Source organism: Streptomyces sp. NPDC047841 (assembly GCF_040704085.1).
Taxonomy (GTDB): Bacteria; Actinomycetota; Actinomycetes; order Streptomycetales; family Streptomycetaceae; genus Streptomyces; species Streptomyces argyrophylli.
Map to the genome: position 1 here is coordinate 311,356 of NZ_JBEYRP010000001.1, position 23,006 is coordinate 334,361.

Genomic DNA, 23,006 nt, shown 5'->3' on the forward strand with positions numbered 1-23,006 from the left:
CGCCGTGACGGGTACCGCGGTGGCTCCCCGCGATGTCCGGGTCGGTCCGGCGGGTACCCGGACGGGCGCCCGACTCGGGGGTGCCGCCGAGCGGCGTCGGCCGTCTCCGTGACGCCCTGGGCATCGGCAGCTGCGCCGGCCAGGACCAGGGAACTCGGGTCCGGAAGGTGACGCCCGCCGTGCCGGAATGCCTGGGGCACGGTGTGCAGGGCAGGGCGAGCAGGGGCGACGGACTCCGGTCGCTCCGGTCGTCCCGTGCCGCCGGCCGGCGAGCCGGATGGGCGCCGCCGTCAGACCACGCGGCTGGGTGGCCAGGGGCACGGTATATCCGGCACCGGGTCATGCCCTCGGCGGTGCTCCTTGGGACACGTGGGTGATCCGGGGCGCGGCCGTTCGGGTGAGGCCTGGTGGGGAGGGCGCCGCGCGGAAACCGGGGAAACCAAGGAATACGGAGCCATCCGCGCTTCCGGGGGCGGCGAATGGGGGCGATGCGAAGTGGCAGCCTGCTGTGCGCCTCGCCAGACTGAAACCGATGGTTCCTGATCAGGGACCGCCGGCCGGCCAAAGGCGATCCGAACGCCCTCAGGAGATGTAATGGTGGAGCAGTCCTCCGCGGTCCCCATATCCCGGCCCGACGAACCTGCCGTCTCCCTGGGCGACATAAGGTCGGACACGGAGTGGACCGAGCGGAAACTCGCGGAAATCCTGGCCGAGGTCACCGGCTGCGACCACGTTCCCGCCGAAAGTAACTTCTTCAACGACCTCGGGGCGAATTCCCTGGTGATGGCCCAGTTCTGCGCGCGGCTGAGGAAGAACCCGGATCTTCCCTCACCGTCCATGCGGGACATCTACCGGCATCCCACGATTCGGAGCCTGACGGCGGCCCTCGTCCAGGTGCCTCCCGCCGGCACGGCCGCGCCGGTGCCGGAGCCGGAGCCCGCGGTCTCCCCCGCTCCGGTGACGCGCGTGAATCCCGTCCACCACCTTCTGTGCGGGACGGCCCAGCTGCTGATCTTCCTCGTCTATTCCCTCGTCTGGGGATTCGTCACCGCCCGGGGGTACGAGTGGATCGCCGCCGGTTCCGGGTTCGTCGGCATCTATGTGCGGTCGCTGCTGTTCGGCGGTATCGGTTTCCTCGCCCTGTGCACCTTTCCGGTCATCGCGAAATGGCTGCTCGTCGGCCGCTGGAAGCCGGGTGAGTTCCCCCTCTGGGGAGCGGCGTATCTGCGCTTCTGGTTGGTGAAGGTACTGCTGCACGCGAATCCGATGGTGTTCTTCGTCGGAACCCCGCTGTACGTGCTGTATTTGCGGGCGCTGGGCGCGCGGATCGGCAAGGGCGTCACGATCCTCTCCCGCACGGTCCCGGTCTGCACCGACCTGCTGACGGTGGGCGCCGGCACGGTGATCCGCAAGGACACGTTCTTCCTCTGCTACCGGGCCCACGCGGGCCGGATCCAGACCGGCCGGGTCACGCTGGGCCGGGACGTGTACATCGGCGAGAAGACCGTCCTGGACATCGACACCTCGCTGGGCGACGGCGCCCAGCTGGGCCATTCCTCCGCGCTGCACAGCGGCCAGGCGGTGCCGGACGGCGAGCGCTGGCACGGCTCCCCGGCGGAGCCCGCCCAGGTCGACTACCTGCGGGTCCCGCCGGCCAGGTGCGGCACCGCGCGCCGGGCCTGGTTCGGTGCCGTCACACTGCTGCAGACGGTCTTCCTGTACCTGCCGCTGACCCTCGGCGGCGTGTACATGCTGTTCACCGAGGTCCCGGCGATCGGCAAGCGGCTCGATCCGCAGACGGCGGTGCTGACCCGGCCGGAACTGATCCCGGACGCGCTCGGCATCTCGCTGGCCCTGTTCTGCGGCTTCCTGGTCATGGGCCTCGTGGTCCTGTACACCGTTCCCCGCCTGCTGGGTCTGTTCGTCAAACCCGACCGGGTGTATCCGCTCTACGGGTTCCACTACGCCCTGCACCGGGCGGCGGCACGCATGACGAACATCAAGTTCTTCGCCTGGCTCTTCGGTGACAGCTCGTACATCGTGCATTATCTGCGCGGGCTCGGCTACAACCTGTCACGGGTGGAGCAGACCGGCTCGAATTTCGGCACCGAGATGCAGCACGAGACGCCTTTCATGGTCACGGTCGGCAGCGGGACGATGATCGCCGACGGCCTCTCCGTCGTCAACGCCGACTATTCCAGCACGTCCTTCCGGGTGTCCCGGGTGGAGATCGGTCCGCGCAGTTTCCTGGGCAACAACATCGCCTATCCCGTGGGCGGCAGGACGGGTGAGAACTGCCTTCTCGCGACCAAGGTGATGATTCCCCTAGACGGCGAGGTACGGGAAGGCGTGGGACTGCTCGGTTCGCCGTGTTTCGAGATTCCCCGCTCGGTGGACCGGGACGCCCGGTTCGACCATCTGCGCGAAGGCGACGAACTCCACCGCCACCTCAGCGCGAAGAACCGCTACAACCTGCGCTCGATGGCCCTGATGCTGTGCATGCGCTGGTTCCTCGTCTTCGCGCTCACCCTGTTCGGACTCCTCTCCGTGGACCTGTACGGCGTGGTCGGGCACGTCGTGATCGCCCTGTACCTGGCCATGACGCTCGCGTTCTCCACCGGCTACTACATCCTGGTGGAGCGCTGCCTGACGAGGTTCCGCGCACTCACTCCCCAGTTGTGCTCCATCTACCACCCGATTTTCTGGTGGCACGAGCGCGTGTGGAAAATGCCGAGCCATTACCTCAACATCTTCAACGGGACTCCTTTCAAGGCCCTGGTCTGGCGACTGCTGGGCGTGCGCATCGGCCGCCGGGTGTTCGACGACGGCTGCTACATGACCGAACGGACCCTGGCCACCGTCGGCGACGAGTGCACCCTCAACGCCGGCAGCAAGATCCAGTGCCACTCCCAGGAGGACGGCACGTTCAAGTCCGACGGCACCACGCTCGGCGTGGGCTGCACGCTCGGCGTCGGCGCGCATGTGCACTACGGCGTGACCATGGGCGACGGCGCGGTGCTGGCACCCGACTCCTTCCTCATGAAAGGCGAGGAAGTCCCCCCGCACGCGCGGTGGGGCGGCAACCCGGCCGTGGACATGCCCGGGGCCGGCCACCGGCCCGGCGGCACGGTCCGGGCCCTGGAAGCGACCGACGCCCCCGCGTCCGTCACGAGATGAGGAAGGACATTTCGATGGGAACGCGCGTGGAAGCGGTGGAAGCGGACCGGGAGTTCTGGAGCCGTGTGCTGACCGCGGGCGGCAGCACCGCCGTGCCGCGGTGGGTCCGGGAGCCGGCCCCGGGAGCGGCGGAGCAGGAGACGCCGGTCCCGGACGACGTGGTGACCTCGGTGCGCGCACTGGTGCGCCGGTCGGGACTGCCGCTGAGCGCGCTGCTGCTGGCGGCGCACGCCAAGGTGCTGGCCGCGCTGTCCGGCGAGCGCGAGGTGGTCACGGGGTACGCCGCCGGAGTGCGCGGCGAGCCGCTGCCGCTCCGGCTGACCGTGCCGTCGGGGTCCTGGCGGGCCCTGGTGTCGGCCGCCGAGCGCGCCGAGGCGGAGGTGCTGGCGCACCGGGAGTTCCCGGTGCCGGAACTGCGGCGGGAACTGGGGGTGACCGAGCCGTCGTACGAGGTGGTGTTCGGCCCCATGGACGCCGAGGACGACCACCACGACGACGGTGTGCTCCAGGTGCGCTGGTGCGAAGTGGGCGGCCGGCTGAAGCTGCGCCTGCGCCACCGCACGGACGTGCTGGACGCGGACGGCGCGGACCGCATCGGCGGCTACCACCTGAAGGCGCTGCGGCTGCTGGCGGCCGATCCCGACGCCGACCACACCCAGCAGAGCCTGCTGTCGGCCGTGGAGGTGCGCGAGCAGCTGGAAGGGCTGGCGGGGCCGCACCGGCCGCTGCCGGATGCCCGCGCGCACGAGCTGTTCGAGCAGCGGGTGCGGGCGCATCCGCGGGCGGTGGCCGCGGTGCACGGCGAGCGGGAGTGGACGTACGGGGAGCTGAACGCGCGGGCCAACCGGCTGGCGCGGGCGCTGGTGGCGCGCGGGGTGGGCCGGGAGGACGTGGTCGCCGTCGTCACCGAGCGGAACCTCGACTGGCTGGCGGCGACGCTGGCGGTGTTCAAGGCGGGCGGGGCGTACCTGCCGATCGAGCCGCACTTCCCGGCCGGCCGTATCGCGGCGACGCTGTCGCGGGCGGGGTGCCGGCTGGTCCTCACCGAGTCCGGCAGCACCGGAACCCTCGACGAGGCGCTGGCCACCGTGCCGGAGGCCGAGAAGCTGCTGGTCGGAACGGCGTACGCGGAACCCCACGCCGACGACGACCTCGGGGTGCGGGTCGACCCCGGTCAGCTGGCCTACCTCTTCTTCACCTCCGGTTCCACCGGTGAGCCGAAGGGCGCGATGTGCGAGCACGCCGGTCTGCTCAACCACCTGTACGCCAAGATCGACGACCTGGGGATCGGCGAGGGCTCCGTGGTGGCGCAGACCGCCCCGCAGTGCTTCGACATCTCCCTGTGGCAGCTGGTGTCCGCGCTGCTGGTCGGCGGGCGGACCCTGCTGATCGGCCAGGACGTGGTCGTGGACGTGGAGCGGTTCGTGGACACGCTGGTGCGGGGGCGGGTCGCCGTGACCCAGCTCGTGCCCTCCTACCTGGAGGTCGTGGTCTCGTACCTGGAACAGCGCCCGCGGGAACTGCCGGACCTGCGGTGGGTGTCGGTGACCGGTGAGGCGCTGAAACGGGAGCTGGTGCAGCGCTGGTTCGCGCTCCAGCCGGGCATCAGGCTGCTCAACGCCTACGGGCTGACGGAGACCTCGGACGACACCAACCACGAAGTCCTGGACGGCGTCCCCGACCGCGTGCTGCTGGGGCGCGCGGTCAACAACGTACGCGTGTACGTCGTGGACGAGCAGCTGGCGCTGGTGCCGCTGGGCGCTCCCGGGCTGATCGCGTTCTCCGGGGTCTGTGTGGGCCGGGGCTACGTCAACGATCCGGAGCGGACCCGGGAGGCCTACCGGACGGACCCGTACCGGCCCGGGGAGCGGCTGTACCTGGGCGGTGACTGGGGACGCTGGCACCCCGGCGGCAAGCTGGAGTTCCTCGGCCGCCGGGACAGCCAGGTCAAGATCCGCGGCTTCCGGATCGAGATCGGGGAGATCGAGAACACCCTGCTGCGGGTGGGCGGGGTGCGCGACGGTGCGGTGGTCGTCGTCGAGCGGGGCGGCGGGAACACGCAGCTGATCGCCTTCCACTCCGGCCGGCGTCACGAGCCGGACGTGCTGCGCGAGGCGCTCGCGGCGGCACTGCCCGCCTACATGGTCCCGGCGGCCTTCCACTGGCGGGAGAGCCTGCCGCTGACCGCCAACGGCAAGATCGACCGCAAGGCCCTGACCGCCGAGGCCGCGCGGACCGGCCCCGGACCCGAGGCGGCGGCCGGCGCTGACCGGGAGGCGCTCAGCCCCGGCGAGCGGCGGCTGGCGGCGGCCTGGGCCGAACTGCTGGGCGTGCCCGAGCACCGGATCGGCCGGACGGACAACTTCTTCGACGCGGGCGGCACCTCCCTGTCGGCCGTCAAGCTCAGCATCGCGCTCGACCGCGCGGTCTCCCTTCGGGACATCACCCGGCACCCGGTGCTCGCCGACCTGGCCGCCCTCCTCGACGGTGCCGCCCGGCAGCGCCCGGAGCTGCTCCAGCCGCTGTCGGAGGCGGACGGCTCCCCCCAGTGCGCGCTGGTCTGCTTCCCGTACGCGGGCGGCAACGCGGTGAACTACCGGCCGATGGCGGCGGCGCTGGCGGGCAGCGGCACGGCGGTCCTCGCGGTGGACCTGCCCGGCCACGATCTGGCGGCGCACCGGGAGCCGTTCGCGTCGATCGCGGACGTCGCCGCGCGGGTGGCCGACGAGATCACGGCGCGCGGCCTGGCCCGGGTCATGCTGTGGGGCCACTCCTCGGGCGCCGCACCGGCCCTGGAGACGGCGAGGACGCTCCAGGAGCGCGGGGTGCGGGTCACCCGGGTGTTCCTCGGGGCGCAACTGCTCGGCACGGCCGAGGAGCGCGGTGCCGCCGTCGCCGAGCTGACGGGCCTGAGCGACGCGGAGATCGCGGCGCGGCTGGCCGCGGACGGCGGCTACACCGAGCTGGCCGAACTGAACGCGCGGCACGCCGAGCACATCGGTGCCGCCTACCGGCACGACTGCGTGTCCGCCCACCGCTACTTCCAGGCGGTCCTGAAGGCCCCGCCGCCGGTGAAGCTGGCCGCGCCGGTCACGGTGGTGGTCGCCGCCGACGACCCGCACACCGCCGGCCACGCCGGTCACCACCGCGACTGGCTGCTGCTGGCCGACCACGTGGACCTGCACGAACTGGCCGACGGGGGCCACTACTTCCTCCGCACCCGGCCCGCCGAGGCCGCGCACGCGGTGCTGAACGCGGCCGTCCCCCTGGCCTCCACCTGACCCGTACGTCCACACGACGGGCGACCGAAAGGAAACCGAGATGCCGTCCTCATCCCTGGCAGCACCGCTCGACGTGGAGCTGCGGCCGGACCGGCCACCGTTGCTGCGCGTGGACCGGCCCGCCGACGCCGCGAGCTGGGCGGCCGAACACCGCGAGGCGCTGCGGGCACAGGTCACCGAGCACGGGGCGCTGCTCGTGCGCGGGCTGGGCCTGCGGGACGCGGAGCAGGTCGGTGCCGTCTTCGCACGGCTGGCCGGGACGCTCATGCCGGAGCGGGAGGCCTTCGCCCCCCGGCAGGACCACGGCCACGGCCTGTACTCCTCCACTCCGTGGCCGGCCAACCAGCCGATGTGCATGCACCACGAGCTGAGTTACCCGCTGGAGGTGCCCGGCCTGCTGCTGTTCGCGTGCCTGACCGCGCCCGGACAGGGCGGGGCGACCGGGGTCGCCGACGCCGAGCGGGTCCTTCAGGCCCTGCCCGCCGAGCTGACCGAGCGGTTCGAGCGGGAGGGCTGGCTGCTGACCCGCAGCTACAACGAGGAGATCGGGGCGTCCCTGGCGGAGTCCTTCGGCACCGACGACCGTGCCGCGATCGAGCGCTACTGCCGGGCCAACGCCATCGACTTCCACTGGCAGCCGGACGGGTCCCTGCGCACCGAGCAGCGCCGCTGCGCGGTCGTGCGGCACCCGGTCACCGGCAGGCGGTGCTGGTTCAACCAGATCGCGTTCCTCAACGAATGGACGCTGGCCCCGGAGGTGCGCGAGTACCTGGTGGACGAGTACGGCGCCGACAGCCTGCCGTTCAACACCCGTTACGGCGACGGCGGCCCGATCGGCGAGGACGTCGTCCAGCTGCTGAACGCCATCTACGAGGAGCACACCCGGCGCGAACCCTGGCAGGCCGGTGACCTGATGCTCGTGGACAACATCGGCTCCGCGCACAGCCGGGAGGCGTTCACGGGCGACCGGCAGGTGCTGGTGGGCATGGCCGAGCCGCGACGCCTGGCCGACTCCTGCCCGACGGGGGAGGCGAGCCGTCGATGACCGACATGCTGTCGACCGCCACCGAGGCGGACACGCCCCCCGGGGGGCCGGCGCCCTCCTTCGCGGTGATCTCCGGCAAGCAGGTGGAACAGGCCCTCGGCGGGCGCGAGAAGGAACTGGTGGACCTGGTGGAGGCCACCTACCGGCTGCACGGAGCCGGGGACTCGGTCAACCCGCCCTCGTACTTCCTGCGCTTCCCCGACCGCCCGACGGCGCGGATCATCGCCCTGCCCGCCTCCATCGGCGGCTCCACGCGGGTGGACGGCCTGAAGTGGATCTCCAGCTTCCCCGACAACGTGCGCAGCGGGCTGCCCCGGGCCTCCGCGGTGCTCATCCTCAACGACCACGACACCGGCTACCCGTTCGCGTGCCTGGAGAGTTCCGTCATCAGCGCCACCCGGACGGCGGCCTCCGCCGCGCTGGCGGCCGACTGGCTCAGCCGCACCCGGAGCCGCCCCCGCCGCGTCGGGTTCTTCGGCACCGGTCTGATCGCCCGGTACATCCACACGTTCCTGGCCGGCTCCGGCTGGACCTTCGACGCCGTCGGCGTGCACGACGTGTCCCCCGACAGCACCGCCGGCTTCCGCGGCTACCTGCGCCAGGCGGGTGCCACCGGTCAGGTCACCGTCCACGACAGCGCCGAGGACCTCGTCCGCTCCAGCGACCTCGTGGTCTTCGCCACCATCGCCGGCCGGCCCCATGTCACGGCCCCCGGCTGGTTCGCCCACAACCCCCTGGTGCTGCACGTGTCGCTGCGCGACCTCGCGCCCGAGGTCCTGCTCGCCTCGGCCAACTTCGTGGACGACGTGGAGCACTGCCTGAAGGCGGACACCTCCCCGCACCTGGTCGAGCAGCGCACCGGCAACCGCGACTTCCTCAACGGGACCCTCTACGACGTGCTGCAAGGACGGGCCGCCCCGCCCGGCGACCAGCCGGTGATCTTCTCGCCCTTCGGCCTGGGCGTGCTCGACCTGGCCGTCGGCAAGTACGTCTACGAGCAAGTGGCCAGGGCGGGAGAACTCCGCCTCATCGACGACTTCTTCCACGATCTGCGCCGGTACGGCTGAGGCCGTTGCCCTCAGCCCTGGGACCAGGAGGCCTGCCGTGCCCGTCATCTCCGCTCCCCACGCATTCAACGAAGGAAGTCTCTTCGTCGACCTAGAGTCGATTTTCGGACACCGCCTCTACCTCAAGTGCGAGGGCTTCAACTTCGCCGGCTCCATCAAGTTGAAGGCCGCGAAGGAGATGGTGGAGAGCGCCGAGCGGGAAGGATCCCTGACGCCGGATTCCATCCTCGTGGAGTCGTCGTCCGGAAACCTGGGCGTCGCCCTCAGCATGATCGCCGCCAGCAAGGGCTACCGGTTCCTGTGCGTGACGGACCCCCGGTGCAACCTGTCGACGAAACTGCTGATGGAAGCCCTCGGCAGCCATGTGCACGTGGTGACCGACCTGGACGGGGGCGGCGGCTTCCTGGGCACGCGGCTGGAGTACGTCCGCTCGCTGTGCGCGTCCGACGACCGCTACGTGTGGCTCAGCCAGTACACCAACGCGGGCAACTGGCGGGCGCACTTCCGCACGACGGCACCGGAGATCGCCGTCCACTTCCCGCGCCTGGACGTGCTGTTCGTCGGGACGGGCACCGCCGGGACGCTGATGGGCTGCGCCCGCTACTTCCGCAAGTGGCACCGGCCGGTGCGGATCGTCGCCGTGGACAGCGTGGGCTCGGTGGCCTTCGGCGGCACCCCCGGCCGCCGGATGATCCCCGGCCTGGGCATGAGCATGCGCCCCCCGCTGCTCGACGAGAGCTACGTGGACGAGGTGGTCCGGGTGGAGGAGGCGGACACCATCCGCACCTGCCACCGCCTGGCCCGGCGGGGCTTCCTGTTCGGCGGTTCCACGGGCACTGTGGTGAGCGCCGCGACGGACTGGCTGGCCCGGCACGGCACCCGTGACCTCACGGCGGTGGCGATAGCCCCCGACCTCGGGGAGCGCTACCTCGACACCATCTACCAGGGCAACTGGCTGCAGGACCTCTACGGCGAGCACCTGCTGGACTCCGCCCAGGTGCCCACCGCCTGGGAGGAGAACTCCGCGTCACGCGCGCCGGGACGCCGCCGCAGGGCGTAGCGGAGGGGCGGTTCAGCGGGAGCCGGTCGGGTCACGCCCGGGCAATCGGGCGTCAGCCGACCGGTTCCGGCGTGCGGGCCCGCCACGGGATGCGGAAGGCGGTCGCCGTGACGATCAGGGCGCAGGCCGCCACCGTGGCCATGCCCGCGGTCAGGTTCGCCGCGCCGGCGACGAAGCCGATCAGGGCGGGACCGGCCAGCAGCCCCGTGGTGCCCATCGCGGCGACCAGCGCCAGCGCGTCCGCGCCGTGGCCGGCCGCCGCCACGTACACGCACGGGGTGACGGCCGCCGCGCCGAGGCCGACGCAGGCGAAGCCGAGCAGCGTGGGCACCACTCCCCCGGCGAGCAGCGCGAGGGCGAGGCCCACGGCGGCCACCGCGCTGCCGGCCCGCACCACACGTCCGTCGCCCCAGCGGGTGCGCCAGCGGTCCGCCCAGGCGCGGGCCAGCAGCATCATCACGGAGACGACCGCGATGCCGAGCGGGGCGACGGCCGCCGGCGCCCGCACGACGTCCTTCATGTAGAGCGTCGACCAGTCGTTCATCGCGCCCTCGGTGATCGTGCCGAAGGCCATGGCGCAGCCCATGAGGAGGGTCGTGCCGGAGGGCAGGCCGCGTCGGCCGCGGCGCTTCGGCCCGTCCGGGGCCGCGGGGTCCGGCTCCCGGTGGGTCAGCAGGCCCGGCCGGGCGCCGCCGAGCAGGAGCAGCAGCAGCGCACCGGCCACGGCGAAGTGCGCCGGAACCGACCCGGTCAGGGTGGTCGCGCCGGAGGTGAGCAGGGCGGCGGCGAGCAGCCCGCCGCTGAAGGTGGCGTGCAGCTGGGACATGGCCGTACGGCCGTGGGCGCTCTCCAGCGCGGCGCCCTGCGCGTTCATGGCCACGTTGAGGCAGCCGACGGCGACGCCGTCGGCGCACACGGCCAGCAGCGCGAGCGGGTAGTCCGGTACGGCGGACAGGGCGGCCAGGACGGCGATCAGGGCGGCGGCGGAGGCCAGGGACAGCAGGCGGGAGCCGAGCCGCCGCATCAGGACGGCGACCAGCGGGAAGGAGGCGGCCGCTCCGGCCCCGCAGGCCATCAGCAGCAGCCCCACCTCGCCGGCGCCCAGGTCCAGCCGGGTCTTCAGCGCGGGCAGCCGGGACACCCAGGTGCCGTACTGGAAGCCGAGGAAGCAGAACAGCGCGGCGATCGACCACTTGGCGCGCCGGAAGGAGGGGGCGGTGGGTGTGCTCATCAGCCCGCCTTCCGCAGGGCGGCCACCTGGGCCGACATGTACACCGCACCGCTGCCGTAGCCGGCCGGCACCCGCGCCTCGTGGTGGGGCAGGTAGCCGTTGGCCCGCCAGAAGGGCTCCCGGCCGGCGATCGCGACCAGCGAGATGGTGGCGAAGCCCCGGGCGCGGGCCGCGTCGGTGAGGTGCCGGACCAGGCGGGTGCCCAGGCCCCGGCGCCGCACGGGCGCGCTGACGACCAGGTCGTGCAGGTGGAGGTTGGTGGTGTGGTGGGCGACCCGCTCCGGGCGGGCCGGGTCGGGGCAGTGGAACCGCGGGTACGGCAGGGCGAGGACGTAGCCCGCGATCCGCCCGTCGAGCTCCAGGACGAAGCTGGTGCCCGCCGGGGCCCGGGACCGCAGGCCGGCCTCGCCCTCGGTGAGCGAGGTGTCCGCGTACGCCCCGGCCTCCAGGGCGGCGACCTGCGGCCAGTCGGCCTCGGTGATGCCCCGTACGAGGGCCGTCATCTCAGTGGTGTCCTTCCTGGCCGCGGGTGCACTCGGCCCGCAGCGGGCGGATGCCGTTGAACCCCTGGGTCATGTAGCTGCTGGCGTAGGCGCCGGCGGAGAGGATCAGGACCGGGTCGCCGGAGCCGGCGGACCGGGGCACGGGCACCGGGTACCGGCCGGCGCCGTAGGCGTCGTCGCTGTCGCAGGTGGGTCCGGCGACGATCGCGGGGACGTGCTCCTGCGTCTCCCGCCCGGGGAAGACCAGCGGGTGGGTGACCTGGTCCATCTCGTACAGGCCGTTGTACTTGCCGACGCTCAGGTACAGCCAGCGGGTCCGCCCGCCGTCCGGCTGCGTCCGCTCGGTCAGCCGGACGACGCGGGCGTGGACCACACCGTGATCGGCGACCAGGTGGCGCCCCGGCTCCAGCACGAAGCGGAGCGGGGCGGCGGCCAGCGCGGTCAGGCGTTCCATGCCCTCGCGGAGCACGGTGAAGATCTTGTCCAGCGGCGGGTCCAGGGGGTTGCCGCGCCGGTCGAGGTAGCCGAGCGCCGGCAGCCCGCCGCCGAGGTTCACGTGGTCGGGGACGATCCCCCGCCCGGCCAGTGCCGTCAGGGTCACGGCGAGGGTGTCCAGGGCCTGCTGCCAGGCCTCGCCGGTCATCTGCTGGGAGCCGACGTGCACGGACAGGCCGGCCGGGACGAGGCCGGCGGCGCGGGCCGTGTCCAGGACGCGGACGGCGTCGTCCGGAGCGCACCCGAACTTGCGGTTCAGGCCCCACAGGGCGCCGTCCCCGCTGGTGGAGAGTCGGCAGAACACGCGGGCGCCGGGGGCGTGCGCGGCTATGGCGGTGACGTCCTGGACGCTGTCGGTGGCGAACGTGCGGACACCCAGGCGGTAGGCCTCGGCGATGTCCTGGTCCGACTTGATGGTGTTGCCGTAGTGGATGCGGTCGGGGTGCGCACCGGCGCGCAGGGCCTGCTCGATCTCGGCGGGGCCGGCCGCGTCGAAGCCGGCGCCTCTGGCGGTCAGGCAGCGCAGGACCTCGTCCACTGGGCATGCCTTCAGTGCGAAGCGGACGTGGGTTCCGGGCAGCTCGCTCACCAGAGTGTCGTACTGATGCTCTATGCCGGTGAGGTCGTAGAGGAGGCGGTCCGTCGTGCGGCTGCCGCTCCGTCGTGGCTGGTCGCGCCCACGCGGCGGCAGCCGCACGCCGGACGGGGCCCCGCGCCCCTGTGGGGCGCTCATGGCCGGGCCGCCTCTATCAGTGCGGGCCAGGCAACGATCAGGTGGGCGAAGTCCTCGATGTCCTGTTCGGCCTGGTCGAGTAACCCATCGCGCTCCTCACAGAGTCGGTCCGCGAAGGTCGCGTACCGGCCGCCCAGTTTGCGGTACGCCGTGTCCACCCGGTCCAGGCGCCAGATGTTCTCGGCTCGGTCCAGAGCCGTGCTTTCGCGCAGGAATTCCACGATCCGGTCGGGCCGGACCCGCTGCCGCTCGTCCAGCAGGCCCGGGCCCTCGGCCGCCATCCGGTCGTACACGTCGTGGAAGTACAGCATCGACAGCAGGAACTTCACGAAGCGGCGCTGGTAGGCCGGGAAGCCAGCGTCCGTGCGGCGTTCGGGGGTGTGGAAGTTCTCGATGTGGCGGTTGTGGAGGATGCCGGGCAGGCCCGCGTCGTGGACGAGGTGGAGGAGGAAGTAGTCGCTGCCGATGGTGTCGGTGGCGGGCGGGAGGGGGACGCGCTCGTACACCGCGCGGTCGAAGGCGACGTTGCACATGTCGACGCGCATCGGGTCCACCAGGGTGAGGGTGGAGTGGTCCTGGGTGAAGGGGGCCGTGCCCGCGCCGGTGAAGGACTCCTCGACCAGGGCGCGCCTGCGGTCCTCCGGCCAGTCGCCGGGCGCCCAGAGACCGACCACGTCGTGGTAGACCGCCTCGTCCAGGCGCCGTATCTCCGCGACGTCCACGGAGAGTTCGCCGATGAAGGAGGCTCCGGCCAGCGAGACCGGGCGGTGGGCCAGTGCCGGTGCGAGGTCGGTGCGGGTGACGGCGGCCGCGGCCTCGGTGGCGGGGCGGCCGAGCCAGGGCAGCTCGTGGTGGACGGGGAACACCGGCTGCCCGGCGTGGAGTTGGTAGGTGCTGTCGGAGTCGCGGCGGTGCACCGAGTCGCAGCCGAGGGCGGCGGCCAGCAGGAAGGCGCGGTTGGTACAGGCGCCGTAGGAGACGGCGGACGGGAGCATGAGGCGCAGCAGGCGGTCCGGCTCGGGCAGGCCCGCCTTGCGGACGACCCGGCGCAGGAAGTCGCGCTGGGCCTCCTCGTCGAGGTGGTGGACGGTCACGCCCTGGTGCGGGGGCAGGGCGGCGACCGTGCGGGTGTGCTCGCCACGGGTGCGGTCGTCGGCGGAGTCCAGGATCAGCAGCCGGACGTCGGCGCCGTGGTGCCGGGCGGCGTACGCCGCTTCGGCGTGCAGGGCGGTGATGGTCGCGGAGCAGGCCCGGTTGGTCGGCAGGGTGAGGCAGACGCGGTTCACCGGGCACCTGCCGCGGTGGCCCAGGAGTCGAGGCCGAGCAGCTTGCGCCCCAGGCCGTTCAGTTCGGCGGGGCCGTAGCGGAGGGCTTCGGGCTCGCGGGCGTCACCGAGCAGGGTGGCGTTCCAGTCGGGGGTGGCGAGGGTGCGCCAGGAGTCCACGCGGGAGTCCCGCAGGGTGGCGTGCTCCTCCAGCGCGGGCATCATCGACAGGTACTGGACGGCCCGGACACCGTTGTCGGAGAGGTTGGGCGCCACGCCGTGGGCGAGCAGCCCGTTGAAGATCAGCAGGTCACCGGCCTGGAGGTCGGGGCGGACCACCGGGAACTCGGCGCGGTCGGTGTGGGGGCGGACCGGGTCGCGGCCGGGCGGCCGGGTCACGCGCCACTCCTCGAAGCGGCGGAAGAGTTCGGGCGCGCACTGGAAGCCGCCGAGTTCGGGGCGGGTGTCGGTGAGCGCGATGATGCCCTGCACGCGCTGCGGGAGGACGGCGAGGGTGGTGTCGACGTCCCAGTGCAGCTCGATGTCGAAGCCCTCGTCGGTGGCTTCGATGAGGCAGCGCGAACGGGTGCGGACGTTCGGCGGGTTGAGGTTGAGGCGGTCCAGGGTGACCCACAGCTCCGGGCTGTCCCAGATGTCGGCGAAGGCGTCGTACACGCGCTGGTTCTGCCGGCTGTCCCACAGGAGCTGGTGGTGGTAGGCCTCGACGAAGCCGTAGATGTAGAGGTGCCGGTCGAGTTCGCTGCGGAACGGCGGCTCCTCGTACCAGGTGTCGGGTCGGTCGGGGTCCAGCCCCTGGAACTCCCAGGCGAAGTCGAGGAGTTGCTTGGCCTCGCCGGGTGTGATGGCCTCGCGCACGACGACGTAGCCGTACGTCTGCCAGAAGGCGAAGTCCTGCTCGGACAGCACGCGCAGCGGCTGGGTCTTCTCGAGGTCGCGCAGGGGGGTCGGGGCGAGGTAGGTCTCACCGTCGGCGCTGAAGTAGGGGCGGCCCGTCGCCGCGCGATGGAGGAAGGGGTGGGGCGTCTGCATGCGATTCCTCTGGAACTTGAACACGAGGTGCGGTGGAGATCCGGGAAAAGAGCAAGAGCGAGTAGGCCGCCCGCTGCGGCGGGCGGCCGGGGAGCCCGTGGGTCAGCCCGCGACGACCGCTTCGGCCGCCGCCACACCGCAGACCCGGGCGGCGCCGTAGGTGGCGATGTGCAGGGCGCCGCGCGGCGGGGCCTGGGGCAGGCCCATCTCGACCACGACGGTGTCGGGCCGGGCGGCGAGCAGGGTGTCGAGCGCGGAGCGCATCCAGTCGTGCCGGTGCTCGTCGCGGACCACGGCGACGATCCGGCGGCCCTCGGCCGCGGCGAGGACGGAAGCACCGGCGTCCTCGCCGGTGAAGGAGCCGGAGGCGCTGCCGGGCAGCCGCCGCTCCAGCTCGTCGGCGACGCCCCAGGGGGTCCGGTCGCCGACGGCGATGTTCGGCGTGGGGTTGAACTGGGCGACGTACACCGCTCCGGTGACCGGTACGGCGGCGCCGGCGCGGGTCACGGTCAGCGCGCGGCGCGCCGCGACCAGGCCGATCTCGGGGTCGGCCGGGGTCGCCGCCGCGTCGCCGCGGGCGGCGACGGTCCAGGCGGCCAGGTCACGGACCCGGGCCGCCGCGTCGGCGAGCCGCTCCTCGGGGAGTTCACCGGAGCGTACAGCGGCCACGAGGGCGTCCCGGAGCCCCAGCACGGTGCCCTCGTCGCACAGTCCGCCGCCCACGCAGATGGCGTCGGCGCCGGCCGCGATGGCGAGGACCACACCGTGCTCCAGGCCGTAGGTGCCGGAGATGGCGCGCATCTCCATGCCGTCGGTGACGATCAGGCCCTGGTAGCCGAGTTCGCCGCGCAGCAGGTCGGTGAGGACGCGCCGGGACAGGGTGCCCGGGCGGTCCGGGTCGAGCGCCGGCACGAGGATGTGCGCGCTCATGATCGCCCGGGTGCCGGCGGCGATGGCCGCGCGGAACGGGGGCAGTTCGCGTGCGTACAGGGTGTCGGCGTCGACGTCGATGCGGGGTACGGCGTGGTGGGAGTCGACGTTGGTGTCGCCGTGGCCGGGGAAGTGCTTGGTGCAGGCGGCGACGCCGGTGGACTGCAGGCCCTCGACCCACGCGGCCGTGTGCCGGGCCACCAGACCGGGGCTCGCGCCGAAGGAGCGGACGCCGATGACGGGGTTGTCGGGGTTGGCGTTGACGTCGGCGGAGGGCGCCCAGTCGAAGGTGACGCCGCAGGCCGCCAGGCGCCGGCCCAGCTCGCGGGAGACGGCCCGGGTGAGATCGGGGTCGTCGACGGCGCCGAGGGCGTGGTTGCCGGGGAAGGAGGAGCCGGTGCGCACGTCGAGGCGGGTGACGTCGCCGCTCTCCTCGTCGATGGCGACCAGCAGGTCGTCGCGTTCGGCGCGCAACTGGCCGGTCAGCGCGGTCACCTGCTCCTCGCTGACGACGTTGCGGCCGAACAGGGCGACGGAGGCGAGGCCCTCGCCGATGCGCCGGCGCACCCAGTCGGGGGCGGTGGTGCCGTCGAACCCGGGTTGCAGTACCGCGAGGGCGTCCCGGGTCAGGGCGTCGCCGCCTGCGGAGCCGCTGCCGGACGCGGCGGTGGCGATGGTGGTCATCGGGGGCGTCATCCCTTCACGGCGCCGTCGGTCAGACCGCTGACAGCCTTGCGTTGCAGGAAGATGAAGAGGATCAGGATGGGCAGCGCGAACAGGGACGAGGCGGCCATGGTGGCACCCCAGTCGTCGCCGAAGGCGGTCTGGAACTGGGACAGCCACAGCGGCAGGGTCTGCTTCTCGATGTCCTTGTTGAGGATCAGGACGAGCGGGAACTCGTTCCAGGCGGTGACGAAGCCGAACAGCGAGGTCGCCATCAGACCGGGCGCGAGCAGCGGGAAGATCACCTTGACGAAGGCCTGGGTGCGGGTGCAGCCGTCGACCATCGCCGACTCCTCCAGCTCCTTGGGCACGGCGGCGACGTAGCCGCGCAGCGTGAGGAGGGTCAGCGGCAGCACCATCATCGTGTAGAAGACGGTGAGCGGGACCAGGCTGTTGAGCATGTCGTTGTCGCGGACGATCAGGTAGATGGCGATGATCATGACTTCCCAGGGGGCCATCTGCGCCAGCATGAACGTCACGATGAGGCCGCGCCGGCCCTTGAACCGCAGCCGGGCGAGGGCGAAGGCGGCGAACAGGGCGATGACGAGCGAGAAGACGACCGACAGGACCGTGACGGTGACGGAGTTGACGACCAGGGTCCAGAAGTGGTCGGCGTCGACGGCCTTCTTGAAGTGTTCGAGGGTGGCGTCGGTCGGGAACCACACCGGGTTCTCGGAGATGATGTCACCGGTCGGCTTGAAGGCCGTGGCGAACATCCAGTACACGGGGAACACGAAGCCGACGAAGAGGACGACGGCGGTCGCGTTGGGCCAGAAGCGGCCGAAGAGCGAGCGCTTCACAGCTCGTCCTCCTCTTGCTTGAGCACCATGCGCAGGTAGTACGAGGTGATGACGAGCAGGACCAGGATGGTCAGGAAGGAGATGGCGGCGCCGACTCCGAAGTGCTGGTTGCCGACGCCCTCGACGTAGGCGTAGATCGGCAGGGTCTCGGTGAGGTGGTCGGGGCCGCCCTCGTTCATCGCGAAGATCTGCGGGAACGCCTTGAAGATCCAGATGACTTCGAGGAAGGTCGTGGCGTACAGGAAGGGCCGCAGGAAGGGCAGGGTCACCGAGGTGAAGCTCTTCCAGGCTCCGGCGCCGTCCAGGGAGGCCGCCTCGTACAGCTCGCGGGGGATGGTGGTGGTCGCGGCGTAGAGGTTGATCGCCACGAAGGGTATGGACTGCCAGACGAGGAGCAGGGTGATCACGGCGAAGGTGGAGAACTGGGTCTGGAGCCAGTTGTGGTCGGCCATGGAGTGCCAGCCGAGCTTGTCCAGCACCCAGTTGACGACGCCGAAGCGCTGGGCGAACAGCCACTGGTAGACGGTGGTGGCCGCGATGACCGGCATGGCCCAGGCGAGGACGAGCCCGATCATCAGCAGCAGCCGCATCCTGGCGCCGAGGCGGGCCAGCAGCAGGCCGACCAGGGTGCCGATCAGCATGATCAGTGCGACGTTGACGGCGGTGAAGACGACGGAGCGCTCGACGACGTGCCAGAAGTCCCCGCCGCTGAGCACCTCCTGGTAGTTGTCGACGCCGTTCCACTCGGTGAGGTGCTGGATGAGCTGGCGGGGGTTGAGGTTCTGGAACGACAGCAGGCCGTTCTTGACCAGGGGCCAGCCGAGCAGCACCGCGGTGGCCAGCAGCGCGGGCAGCAGGAGCAGGTAGGGGGCGGCGGCTCCGCGCCGGGACGGGGCGCCGGTGGTGCGGCTGTCACCGCGCGGCGGGGCCGGCACCCGGGCCTTGCGGACAGCGGGCCCCCCGGCCGTGTCCGTGCCTTCGGTCTGCACTGACATGAGTTGCCATCTCTTCCGTGGCCGTACGGACGACACTGGTGAGCCGGGGGCGCCGGAGTGGCGCCCCCGGCGCGGTCATCAGTTCTGCTGGGCCAGGCGCTTGTTGATCTCGCCCTCGACCTGCTTGGCGGCGTCCGCCGGGGACTTGCCGTTGAGCACGGCCGTCATGTACGACTTGATCGGGTTCGGGTTGTTCTCCACCGCGCCCCATTCGGGGATCAGCGGGGTGGTGCCACCGACGGCGGCACCGGGGGCGGCGGCCTCGGCGACGGCGTTGCCCTTGAGGTTGGACTCCAGGGCCTGCTTGTTCGGGATGACGCCGTTGAGCTTGGCCAGTTCGCCCTCGTACTGGTCGGACAGGGCGATCTTCAGGAACTCCTTGGCCAGGGCCTGCTTCTTGCTGCCCTGGGCGACGGCGAGGTTGGAGCCGCCGAGGAAGACGCCCTCGGGCTTGTCCGCGGTCTGTCCGGGGATGGTGAAGTAGCCGAGGTCCTTCTCGATGGCCTTGTTGGCGGTGACGGCGGTGCCGGCCTCCCAGCCCATGCCGATGAAGGCGCCGGTCTTGCCCTTGGCGAAGACCTCGGCCTGCTGCGGGGTGGCCTCGTCCTTGTCCTTGGGGGCCTTGGAGTAGGAGGCGTACTTCTTGTAGATCTCCATGGCCTGGGCCACCTTGGGGTCACCGAGGTTGGAGACGTACTTGTCGCCGTCCTTCTTCACCAGGTCGGCGCCCTGGCCGATGGTCAGGCCGTCGAAGAAGTACCAGTTCTGGCCGGGCAGGTAGAGCGGCTCGGCGTCGGTCTTCTTGCCGATGGTCTCCAGGTCCTTGAAGAACTCGTCCCGGGTCTTGGGGGTGTCCTTGAGGCCGGCCTTCGCCCAGATCTTCTTGTTGTAGATGACGACGCGGTTGGCGAAGTACCACGGGGCGGCGTACTGCTTGCCGTCGTAGACGGAGGACTGCGAGACCGACGGCGTCCAGTCGGCGCCGATCTCCTTCTTCAGGTCGCTCAGGTCGGCGAGGCCGCCGGTGGCCGCGTAGGCCGGGGTCTGGGTGTTGCCGACCTCCAGCACGTCCGGCGGGTTGGACTCGGAGAGGGCGGTGGTGATCTTCTGCTGGATCCCGTCCCACTTCTGCGTCTCGAACTTCAGCTTGGCGCCGGTCTTCTTCTCGAACGCGGCCGTGACGTCCTTGGCCCACTGGTCCGGCGTGGAGCCGTCCATCGCCCAGACCGTCAGGGTCTGCCCCTTGAAGCTGTCCGGTCCCGCGTTCTTGCCGCTGTCGTCGCCGTCGTCCCCGCCGCACGCCGACACGGAGACCATCATGCCCGCGATCACGATCGCGGCCGCAAGCTTGCGCTTCACGCCACCCTCCTCAGGGATGCCACTAACCCCCCACGCCCTCGGCGGTGACCTGCGTACGACGCTGTTGCACGTAGGGCTCGGGACCTGGCCACTAATGGTGTAGACCAGTACGGTGGAGCTTGGCCTAGACCTTTTGGAGTGTCAAGGGTGGTTCGGAAAGCCGGTCCGGGCCGTTACGAGAAAGTCACCGGAGCGCGTCCGTCCGCATTCCGGCCCTTTCGTCCGGACCGTCCAGTTGGACTAGACCATAGGGCAGTTGGTCGCTATAACGGGAGACCGTCGACACAGCCGGGAAGGCAGGCATGACCACCGACGTCAGCAGCGCCCAGCCGTACAGGGGGGCCTCCGGCCGCACCGCGCGCGTGCCGAAGTACTACCGGATCAAGCAGCAGCTGCTCTCCATGGCCGAGGCGCTGCAGCCCGGTTCGGCCATGCCGGCGGAACGTCTGCTCGCCGTCCGGTTCGACACCTCCCGGACCACCGTCCGGCAGGCGCTCCAGGAACTCGTGGGCGAGGGCCGGCTCGACCGGATCCAGGGCAAGGGCACCTTCGTCGCCCAGCCCAAGCTGTACCGCACGCTCCAGCTCACCTCGCACACCGAGGACATGAGGGCCCAGGGGCTCACGCCCGCCTCGCAGGTGCTCGACATCGGGGAGGTCCCGGCGGACGAGAAGCTGGCGGGACTGCTGGGCATCGGGATCGGCGGGAAGGTGCTGCGCATCGAGCGGCTGCGGCTGGCCAGCGGCGACCCGATGGCGATCGAGACCACCCATCTGTCCGTACGCCGCTTCCCCGGCCTGCGCCGGTCCCTCGCCACGTACCCCTCGCTCTACACGGCGCTCGCCGAGGTGTACGGCGTCCATCTCGCCGAGGCCGACGAGACCATCGAGACCTCGCTGTCGACCCCGCGCGAGGCGCAGTTGCTCGGCACCGACGTGGGGCTGCCGATGCTGCTGCTGTCCCGGCACTCGCGGGACGCGGCGGGCACCCCGGTGGAGTGGGTGCGCTCGGTGTACCGGGGTTCCCGCTACAAGTTCGTGGCCGCCCTGCGCCGGCCCGGCACCCCGGTGCTCCGGCGCGGGGCGGCTGCGGCGGACCCGGACGGAACCGCCCGCACCTGACGGGACGTCGGGCCCGGCGTCACTCCTGGACGAGCGTGACGGTCCGGTCCGTCACCGCGTGGAAGGCCGGCAGCAGGATGATGCCCGAGGGGCGCAGCTCGGTCAGCGTGGCCTCCACCCGCGCCGTTCCCGCCTTCAGCGTCCCGGCCGTGACCTCGCCGGAGTTCTCCCAGCGGTGCTCGGCGCCGTCGCACCGGGCGATGCCGCCGCCGACGCCCTGCTTGAGGCGGGCGTCGCCCTGGCTGACCGAGGAGCTGACGAACACCGGGCCGGTGCCGCCGGTGCAGCGGTAGGTGCCGGACAGCGTCACCGTGCCGTCGGGCGCGATCCGTCCGACGGGGTCGACGGTGATCAGCTCGGAGGGGTCGGCGCAGGCCGGGGCGACGGCGGCGCACAACAGGGCCGCGGCACCGAGGGCCGAGGCGAGGAGGGGGCGGCGTACGGACATGGGGTACCTCCCGGTTCCAGGGGTTCGAGGGCTTCCACTGGTACCGGGCGGCCGGGCCCGCGAACGTGACCGTCACCCCATCGGTGGCGCGTCATGAAACCGAACGGGCCAGGTCACGCGGGGTACGCCCGGAGGACGCCGGGGCTACGGCAGGACGGCGAACCCGTCCAGCTCCACCAGCGCCCGCTCGTCCCACAGGCGTACGACCTCCACGACGGCCATCGCCGGATAGTCGCGGCCCGCCGACTCCCGCCAGATCCGGCCGAGTTGCCGCGCGTGGGCGCGGTACGCGGCGACGTCCGTGGCGTAGACGGTGACCCGGGCGAGGTCGGCGGGGGTGCCGCCGGCCGCGCGCAGGGCGGTGAGGAGGTTGCCGAGGGCCTTGGCGAACTGCTCGGGCAGCGAGTCGCCGGTGATCTTGCCGTCGGCGTCCAGGGCGGTCTGCCCGGCGAGGAACACCACGCGGGAGCCGGCCGCGACGACGGCGTGCGAGAAGCCCGTGGGCGGGGACAGCCCGGGCGGGTTGACGCGTTCGGTCGTCACCGTGCCTCCTTCTGTGCCGTGGCGTACAGCTCCTTGGCGATGATGCCGCGCTGGACCTCGCTGGCGCCCTCGTAGATGCGGGGGGCGCGCACCTCCCGGTAGAGGTGTTCGAGGAGGTGGCCGCGGCGCAGGGCGCGGGCGCCGTGCAGCTGGACGGCGGTGTCGACGACGTACTGCGCGGTCTCGGTGGCGAGCAGCTTGGCCATCGCGGCCCGCCGGGGCACGTCGGCGGCTCCGGCGTCGTGGGCCGCCGCGGCCGCGTACACCATGAGCCGGGCCGCCTCGGTGCGCAGGGCCATCTCGGCGACCTGGTGGGACACGGCCTGGAGGTCCATCAGTCTGCCGTGGAAGGCCTCGCGCCGGCCGGTGTGGGCCACGGTGGCGTCCAGCGCGGCCTGGGCCATGCCGACCGCGAAGGCGCCGACGCTGGGGCGGAAGAGGTTGAGGGTGCCCATGGCGACGGCGAAGCCGCGGTCGGGTTCGCCGAGCAGATCGGCGGCGGTGACCGGCACGGCGTCGAAGCCGAGGGCGCCGATGGGGTGCGGCGAGATCATCTCCAGCGGCTCCCCGGTGAGTCCGGGCCGGTCGGCGGGGACGAGGAAGGCGGTCACCCCGCGGGCGCCGGCGCCGGGCGTGGTGCGGGCGAAGACGGTGTAGAAGTCGGCCTCGGGGGCGTTGGAGATCCAGCACTTGGCGCCGGTGAGCCGCCAACCGTCGCCGTCCGGCTCGGCCGCGAGGGCGAGCGCCGCCGCGTCCGAGCCGGCGCCGGGCTCGCTGAGCGCGAAGGCGGCGACCGCGCTGCCGTCGGCGACCCGGGGCAGCCAGCGCTCCCGCTGGGCCGGGGTGCCGTGGGCGTGCACCGGGTGGGCGCCGAGCCCCTGGAGGGCGAGGGCGGTCTCAGCCTCGGTGCAGGCCTGGGCCAGGGACTCCCGCATCAGGCACAGGTCCAGGGCACCGGAGCCGAAGAGCCGCGCGAGCAGGCCGAGCCGGCCGAGTTCGGCGAGGAGCGGCCGGTTGACGCGGCCGGGTTCGCCCCCGTCGGCGAGCGGGCGCAGCCGTCCGGCGGCCAGTTCGCGCAGCTCGGCACACCAGGCGGTCTGCTCCGGTGCGAGTGAGAATGCGGACACAGCCGGTCCTCCCTCCGGGGCGGGCCCGTGGCCGTCCCCACGCCCTTCCCTACC

Annotated in this window: 18 protein-coding genes; 6 read left to right on the forward strand and 12 right to left on the reverse strand. The window is 72.1% G+C overall.

From position 1 onward, the window contains the following. Window positions 1-594 precede the first annotated feature (594 nt). Genes AB0947_RS01325 through sbnA form a run of 5 tightly spaced genes read left to right on the forward strand, consistent with a single transcriptional unit; the run spans window position 595 to window position 9,630 of the window. On the forward strand, window positions 595-3,177 hold the full coding sequence (locus AB0947_RS01325; protein ID WP_366748215.1) for a Pls/PosA family non-ribosomal peptide synthetase: 2,583 nt from the start codon (window positions 595-597) through the stop codon (window positions 3,175-3,177). Window positions 3,178-3,191: 14 nt separating this feature from the next. Beyond that, complete coding sequence (locus AB0947_RS01330) at window positions 3,192-6,458, forward strand: amino acid adenylation domain-containing protein (RefSeq protein ID WP_366748216.1); 3,267 nt, start codon at window positions 3,192-3,194, stop codon at window positions 6,456-6,458. Window positions 6,459-6,498: 40 nt separating this feature from the next. Further along, window positions 6,499-7,503 (forward strand): TauD/TfdA family dioxygenase, encoded by a 1,005-nt coding sequence (locus AB0947_RS01335; protein ID WP_366748217.1) that lies wholly within the window; start codon window positions 6,499-6,501, stop codon window positions 7,501-7,503. Next, window positions 7,500-8,570, forward strand: coding sequence for a 2,3-diaminopropionate biosynthesis protein SbnB (gene sbnB, locus AB0947_RS01340; RefSeq protein WP_366748218.1), 1,071 nt, complete (start codon window positions 7,500-7,502; stop codon window positions 8,568-8,570). The genes AB0947_RS01335 and sbnB overlap by 4 nt, the downstream gene beginning before the upstream one ends. Window positions 8,571-8,607: 37 nt before the next feature. Continuing rightward, window positions 8,608-9,630: a 2,3-diaminopropionate biosynthesis protein SbnA gene (sbnA, locus tag AB0947_RS01345; protein ID WP_366748219.1), complete on the forward strand. Its 1,023-nt coding sequence runs from the start codon at window positions 8,608-8,610 to the stop codon at window positions 9,628-9,630. Between the two features lie 52 nt (window positions 9,631-9,682). Here sbnA and AB0947_RS01350 read toward each other — a convergent pair whose 3' ends face one another. The 9 genes from AB0947_RS01350 to AB0947_RS01390 form a co-directional block, all read right to left on the reverse strand. Beyond that, window positions 9,683-10,861, reverse strand: a complete 1,179-nt coding sequence (locus AB0947_RS01350) for an MFS transporter (protein WP_366748220.1) — start codon at window positions 10,859-10,861, stop codon at window positions 9,683-9,685. After that, entirely contained in the window at window positions 10,861-11,364 is a 504-nt protein-coding gene (locus tag AB0947_RS01355; protein WP_366748221.1) for a GNAT family N-acetyltransferase, read from the reverse strand. Before AB0947_RS01355 ends, AB0947_RS01350 begins: the two co-directional genes overlap by 1 nt. Window position 11,365: 1 nt before the next feature. Next, the gene (locus AB0947_RS01360; protein WP_366748222.1) at window positions 11,366-12,592 is read right to left on the reverse strand and encodes a type III PLP-dependent enzyme; all 1,227 of its coding nucleotides are present in this window, start codon (window positions 12,590-12,592) and stop codon (window positions 11,366-11,368) included. Then, entirely contained in the window at window positions 12,589-13,878 is a 1,290-nt protein-coding gene (locus tag AB0947_RS01365; protein WP_366748223.1) for a DUF6271 family protein, read from the reverse strand. Before AB0947_RS01365 ends, AB0947_RS01360 begins: the two co-directional genes overlap by 4 nt. Continuing rightward, window positions 13,875-14,906 carry a phytanoyl-CoA dioxygenase family protein gene (locus AB0947_RS01370; RefSeq protein WP_366748224.1) on the reverse strand — a complete coding sequence of 344 codons (1,032 nt, stop codon included), beginning with the start codon at window positions 14,904-14,906 and terminating at the stop codon, window positions 13,875-13,877. Before AB0947_RS01370 ends, AB0947_RS01365 begins: the two co-directional genes overlap by 4 nt. A gap of 102 nt (window positions 14,907-15,008) precedes the next feature. Continuing rightward, window positions 15,009-16,520 (reverse strand): glycoside hydrolase family 3 protein, encoded by a 1,512-nt coding sequence (locus tag AB0947_RS01375; RefSeq protein WP_366748225.1) that lies wholly within the window; start codon window positions 16,518-16,520, stop codon window positions 15,009-15,011. Between the two features lie 8 nt (window positions 16,521-16,528). Beyond that, entirely contained in the window at window positions 16,529-17,359 is an 831-nt protein-coding gene (locus AB0947_RS01380; protein ID WP_366748226.1) for a carbohydrate ABC transporter permease, read from the reverse strand. Beyond that, on the reverse strand, window positions 17,356-18,354 hold the full coding sequence (locus tag AB0947_RS01385) for a sugar ABC transporter permease (protein WP_366748227.1): 999 nt from the start codon (window positions 18,352-18,354) through the stop codon (window positions 17,356-17,358). Before AB0947_RS01385 ends, AB0947_RS01380 begins: the two co-directional genes overlap by 4 nt. A 78-nt stretch (window positions 18,355-18,432) precedes the next feature. Further along, window positions 18,433-19,713, reverse strand: coding sequence for an extracellular solute-binding protein (locus AB0947_RS01390; RefSeq protein WP_366748228.1), 1,281 nt, complete (start codon window positions 19,711-19,713; stop codon window positions 18,433-18,435). A 302-nt stretch (window positions 19,714-20,015) separates the two neighbouring features. On the opposite strand from AB0947_RS01390, the gene AB0947_RS01395 reads away from it, so the two are divergent. Next, a complete protein-coding gene (locus AB0947_RS01395) occupies window positions 20,016-20,834 on the forward strand; it encodes a GntR family transcriptional regulator (protein ID WP_366748229.1) in 819 nt (272 codons plus the stop codon). Between the two features lie 19 nt (window positions 20,835-20,853). On the opposite strand, the gene AB0947_RS01400 is transcribed toward AB0947_RS01395, so the two are convergent. The 3 genes from AB0947_RS01400 to AB0947_RS01410 form a co-directional block, all read right to left on the reverse strand. Next, window positions 20,854-21,282, reverse strand: a complete 429-nt coding sequence (locus AB0947_RS01400) for a DUF6299 family protein (protein WP_366748230.1) — start codon at window positions 21,280-21,282, stop codon at window positions 20,854-20,856. Between the two features lie 144 nt (window positions 21,283-21,426). Further along, window positions 21,427-21,825 carry a RidA family protein gene (locus AB0947_RS01405; RefSeq protein WP_366748231.1) on the reverse strand — a complete coding sequence of 133 codons (399 nt, stop codon included), beginning with the start codon at window positions 21,823-21,825 and terminating at the stop codon, window positions 21,427-21,429. Then, entirely contained in the window at window positions 21,822-22,952 is a 1,131-nt protein-coding gene (locus AB0947_RS01410; RefSeq protein WP_366748232.1) for an acyl-CoA dehydrogenase, read from the reverse strand. The genes AB0947_RS01405 and AB0947_RS01410 overlap by 4 nt, the downstream gene beginning before the upstream one ends. Window positions 22,953-23,006: the final 54 nt, after the last annotated feature.

What these genes read in the sequence shown, in the direction of transcription:
- AB0947_RS01325 (WP_366748215.1), top strand. Translation starts at nt 595, where the DNA reads ATGGTGGAGCAGTCCTCCGCGGTCCCCATATCCCGGCCCGACGAACCT.
- AB0947_RS01330 (WP_366748216.1), top strand. Translation starts at nt 3,192, where the DNA reads ATGGGAACGCGCGTGGAAGCGGTGGAAGCGGACCGGGAGTTCTGGAGC.
- AB0947_RS01335 (WP_366748217.1), top strand. Translation starts at nt 6,499, where the DNA reads ATGCCGTCCTCATCCCTGGCAGCACCGCTCGACGTGGAGCTGCGGCCG.
- sbnB (WP_366748218.1), top strand. Translation starts at nt 7,500, where the DNA reads ATGACCGACATGCTGTCGACCGCCACCGAGGCGGACACGCCCCCCGGG.
- AB0947_RS01350 (WP_366748220.1), bottom strand. Translation starts at nt 10,861, where the DNA reads ATGAGCACACCCACCGCCCCCTCCTTCCGGCGCGCCAAGTGGTCGATC.
- AB0947_RS01355 (WP_366748221.1), bottom strand. Translation starts at nt 11,364, where the DNA reads ATGACGGCCCTCGTACGGGGCATCACCGAGGCCGACTGGCCGCAGGTC.
- AB0947_RS01360 (WP_366748222.1), bottom strand. Translation starts at nt 12,592, where the DNA reads ATGAGCGCCCCACAGGGGCGCGGGGCCCCGTCCGGCGTGCGGCTGCCG.
- AB0947_RS01370 (WP_366748224.1), bottom strand. Translation starts at nt 14,906, where the DNA reads ATGCAGACGCCCCACCCCTTCCTCCATCGCGCGGCGACGGGCCGCCCC.
- AB0947_RS01375 (WP_366748225.1), bottom strand. Translation starts at nt 16,520, where the DNA reads ATGACCACCATCGCCACCGCCGCGTCCGGCAGCGGCTCCGCAGGCGGC.
- AB0947_RS01385 (WP_366748227.1), bottom strand. Translation starts at nt 18,354, where the DNA reads ATGTCAGTGCAGACCGAAGGCACGGACACGGCCGGGGGGCCCGCTGTC.
- AB0947_RS01395 (WP_366748229.1), top strand. Translation starts at nt 20,016, where the DNA reads ATGACCACCGACGTCAGCAGCGCCCAGCCGTACAGGGGGGCCTCCGGC.
- AB0947_RS01400 (WP_366748230.1), bottom strand. Translation starts at nt 21,282, where the DNA reads ATGTCCGTACGCCGCCCCCTCCTCGCCTCGGCCCTCGGTGCCGCGGCC.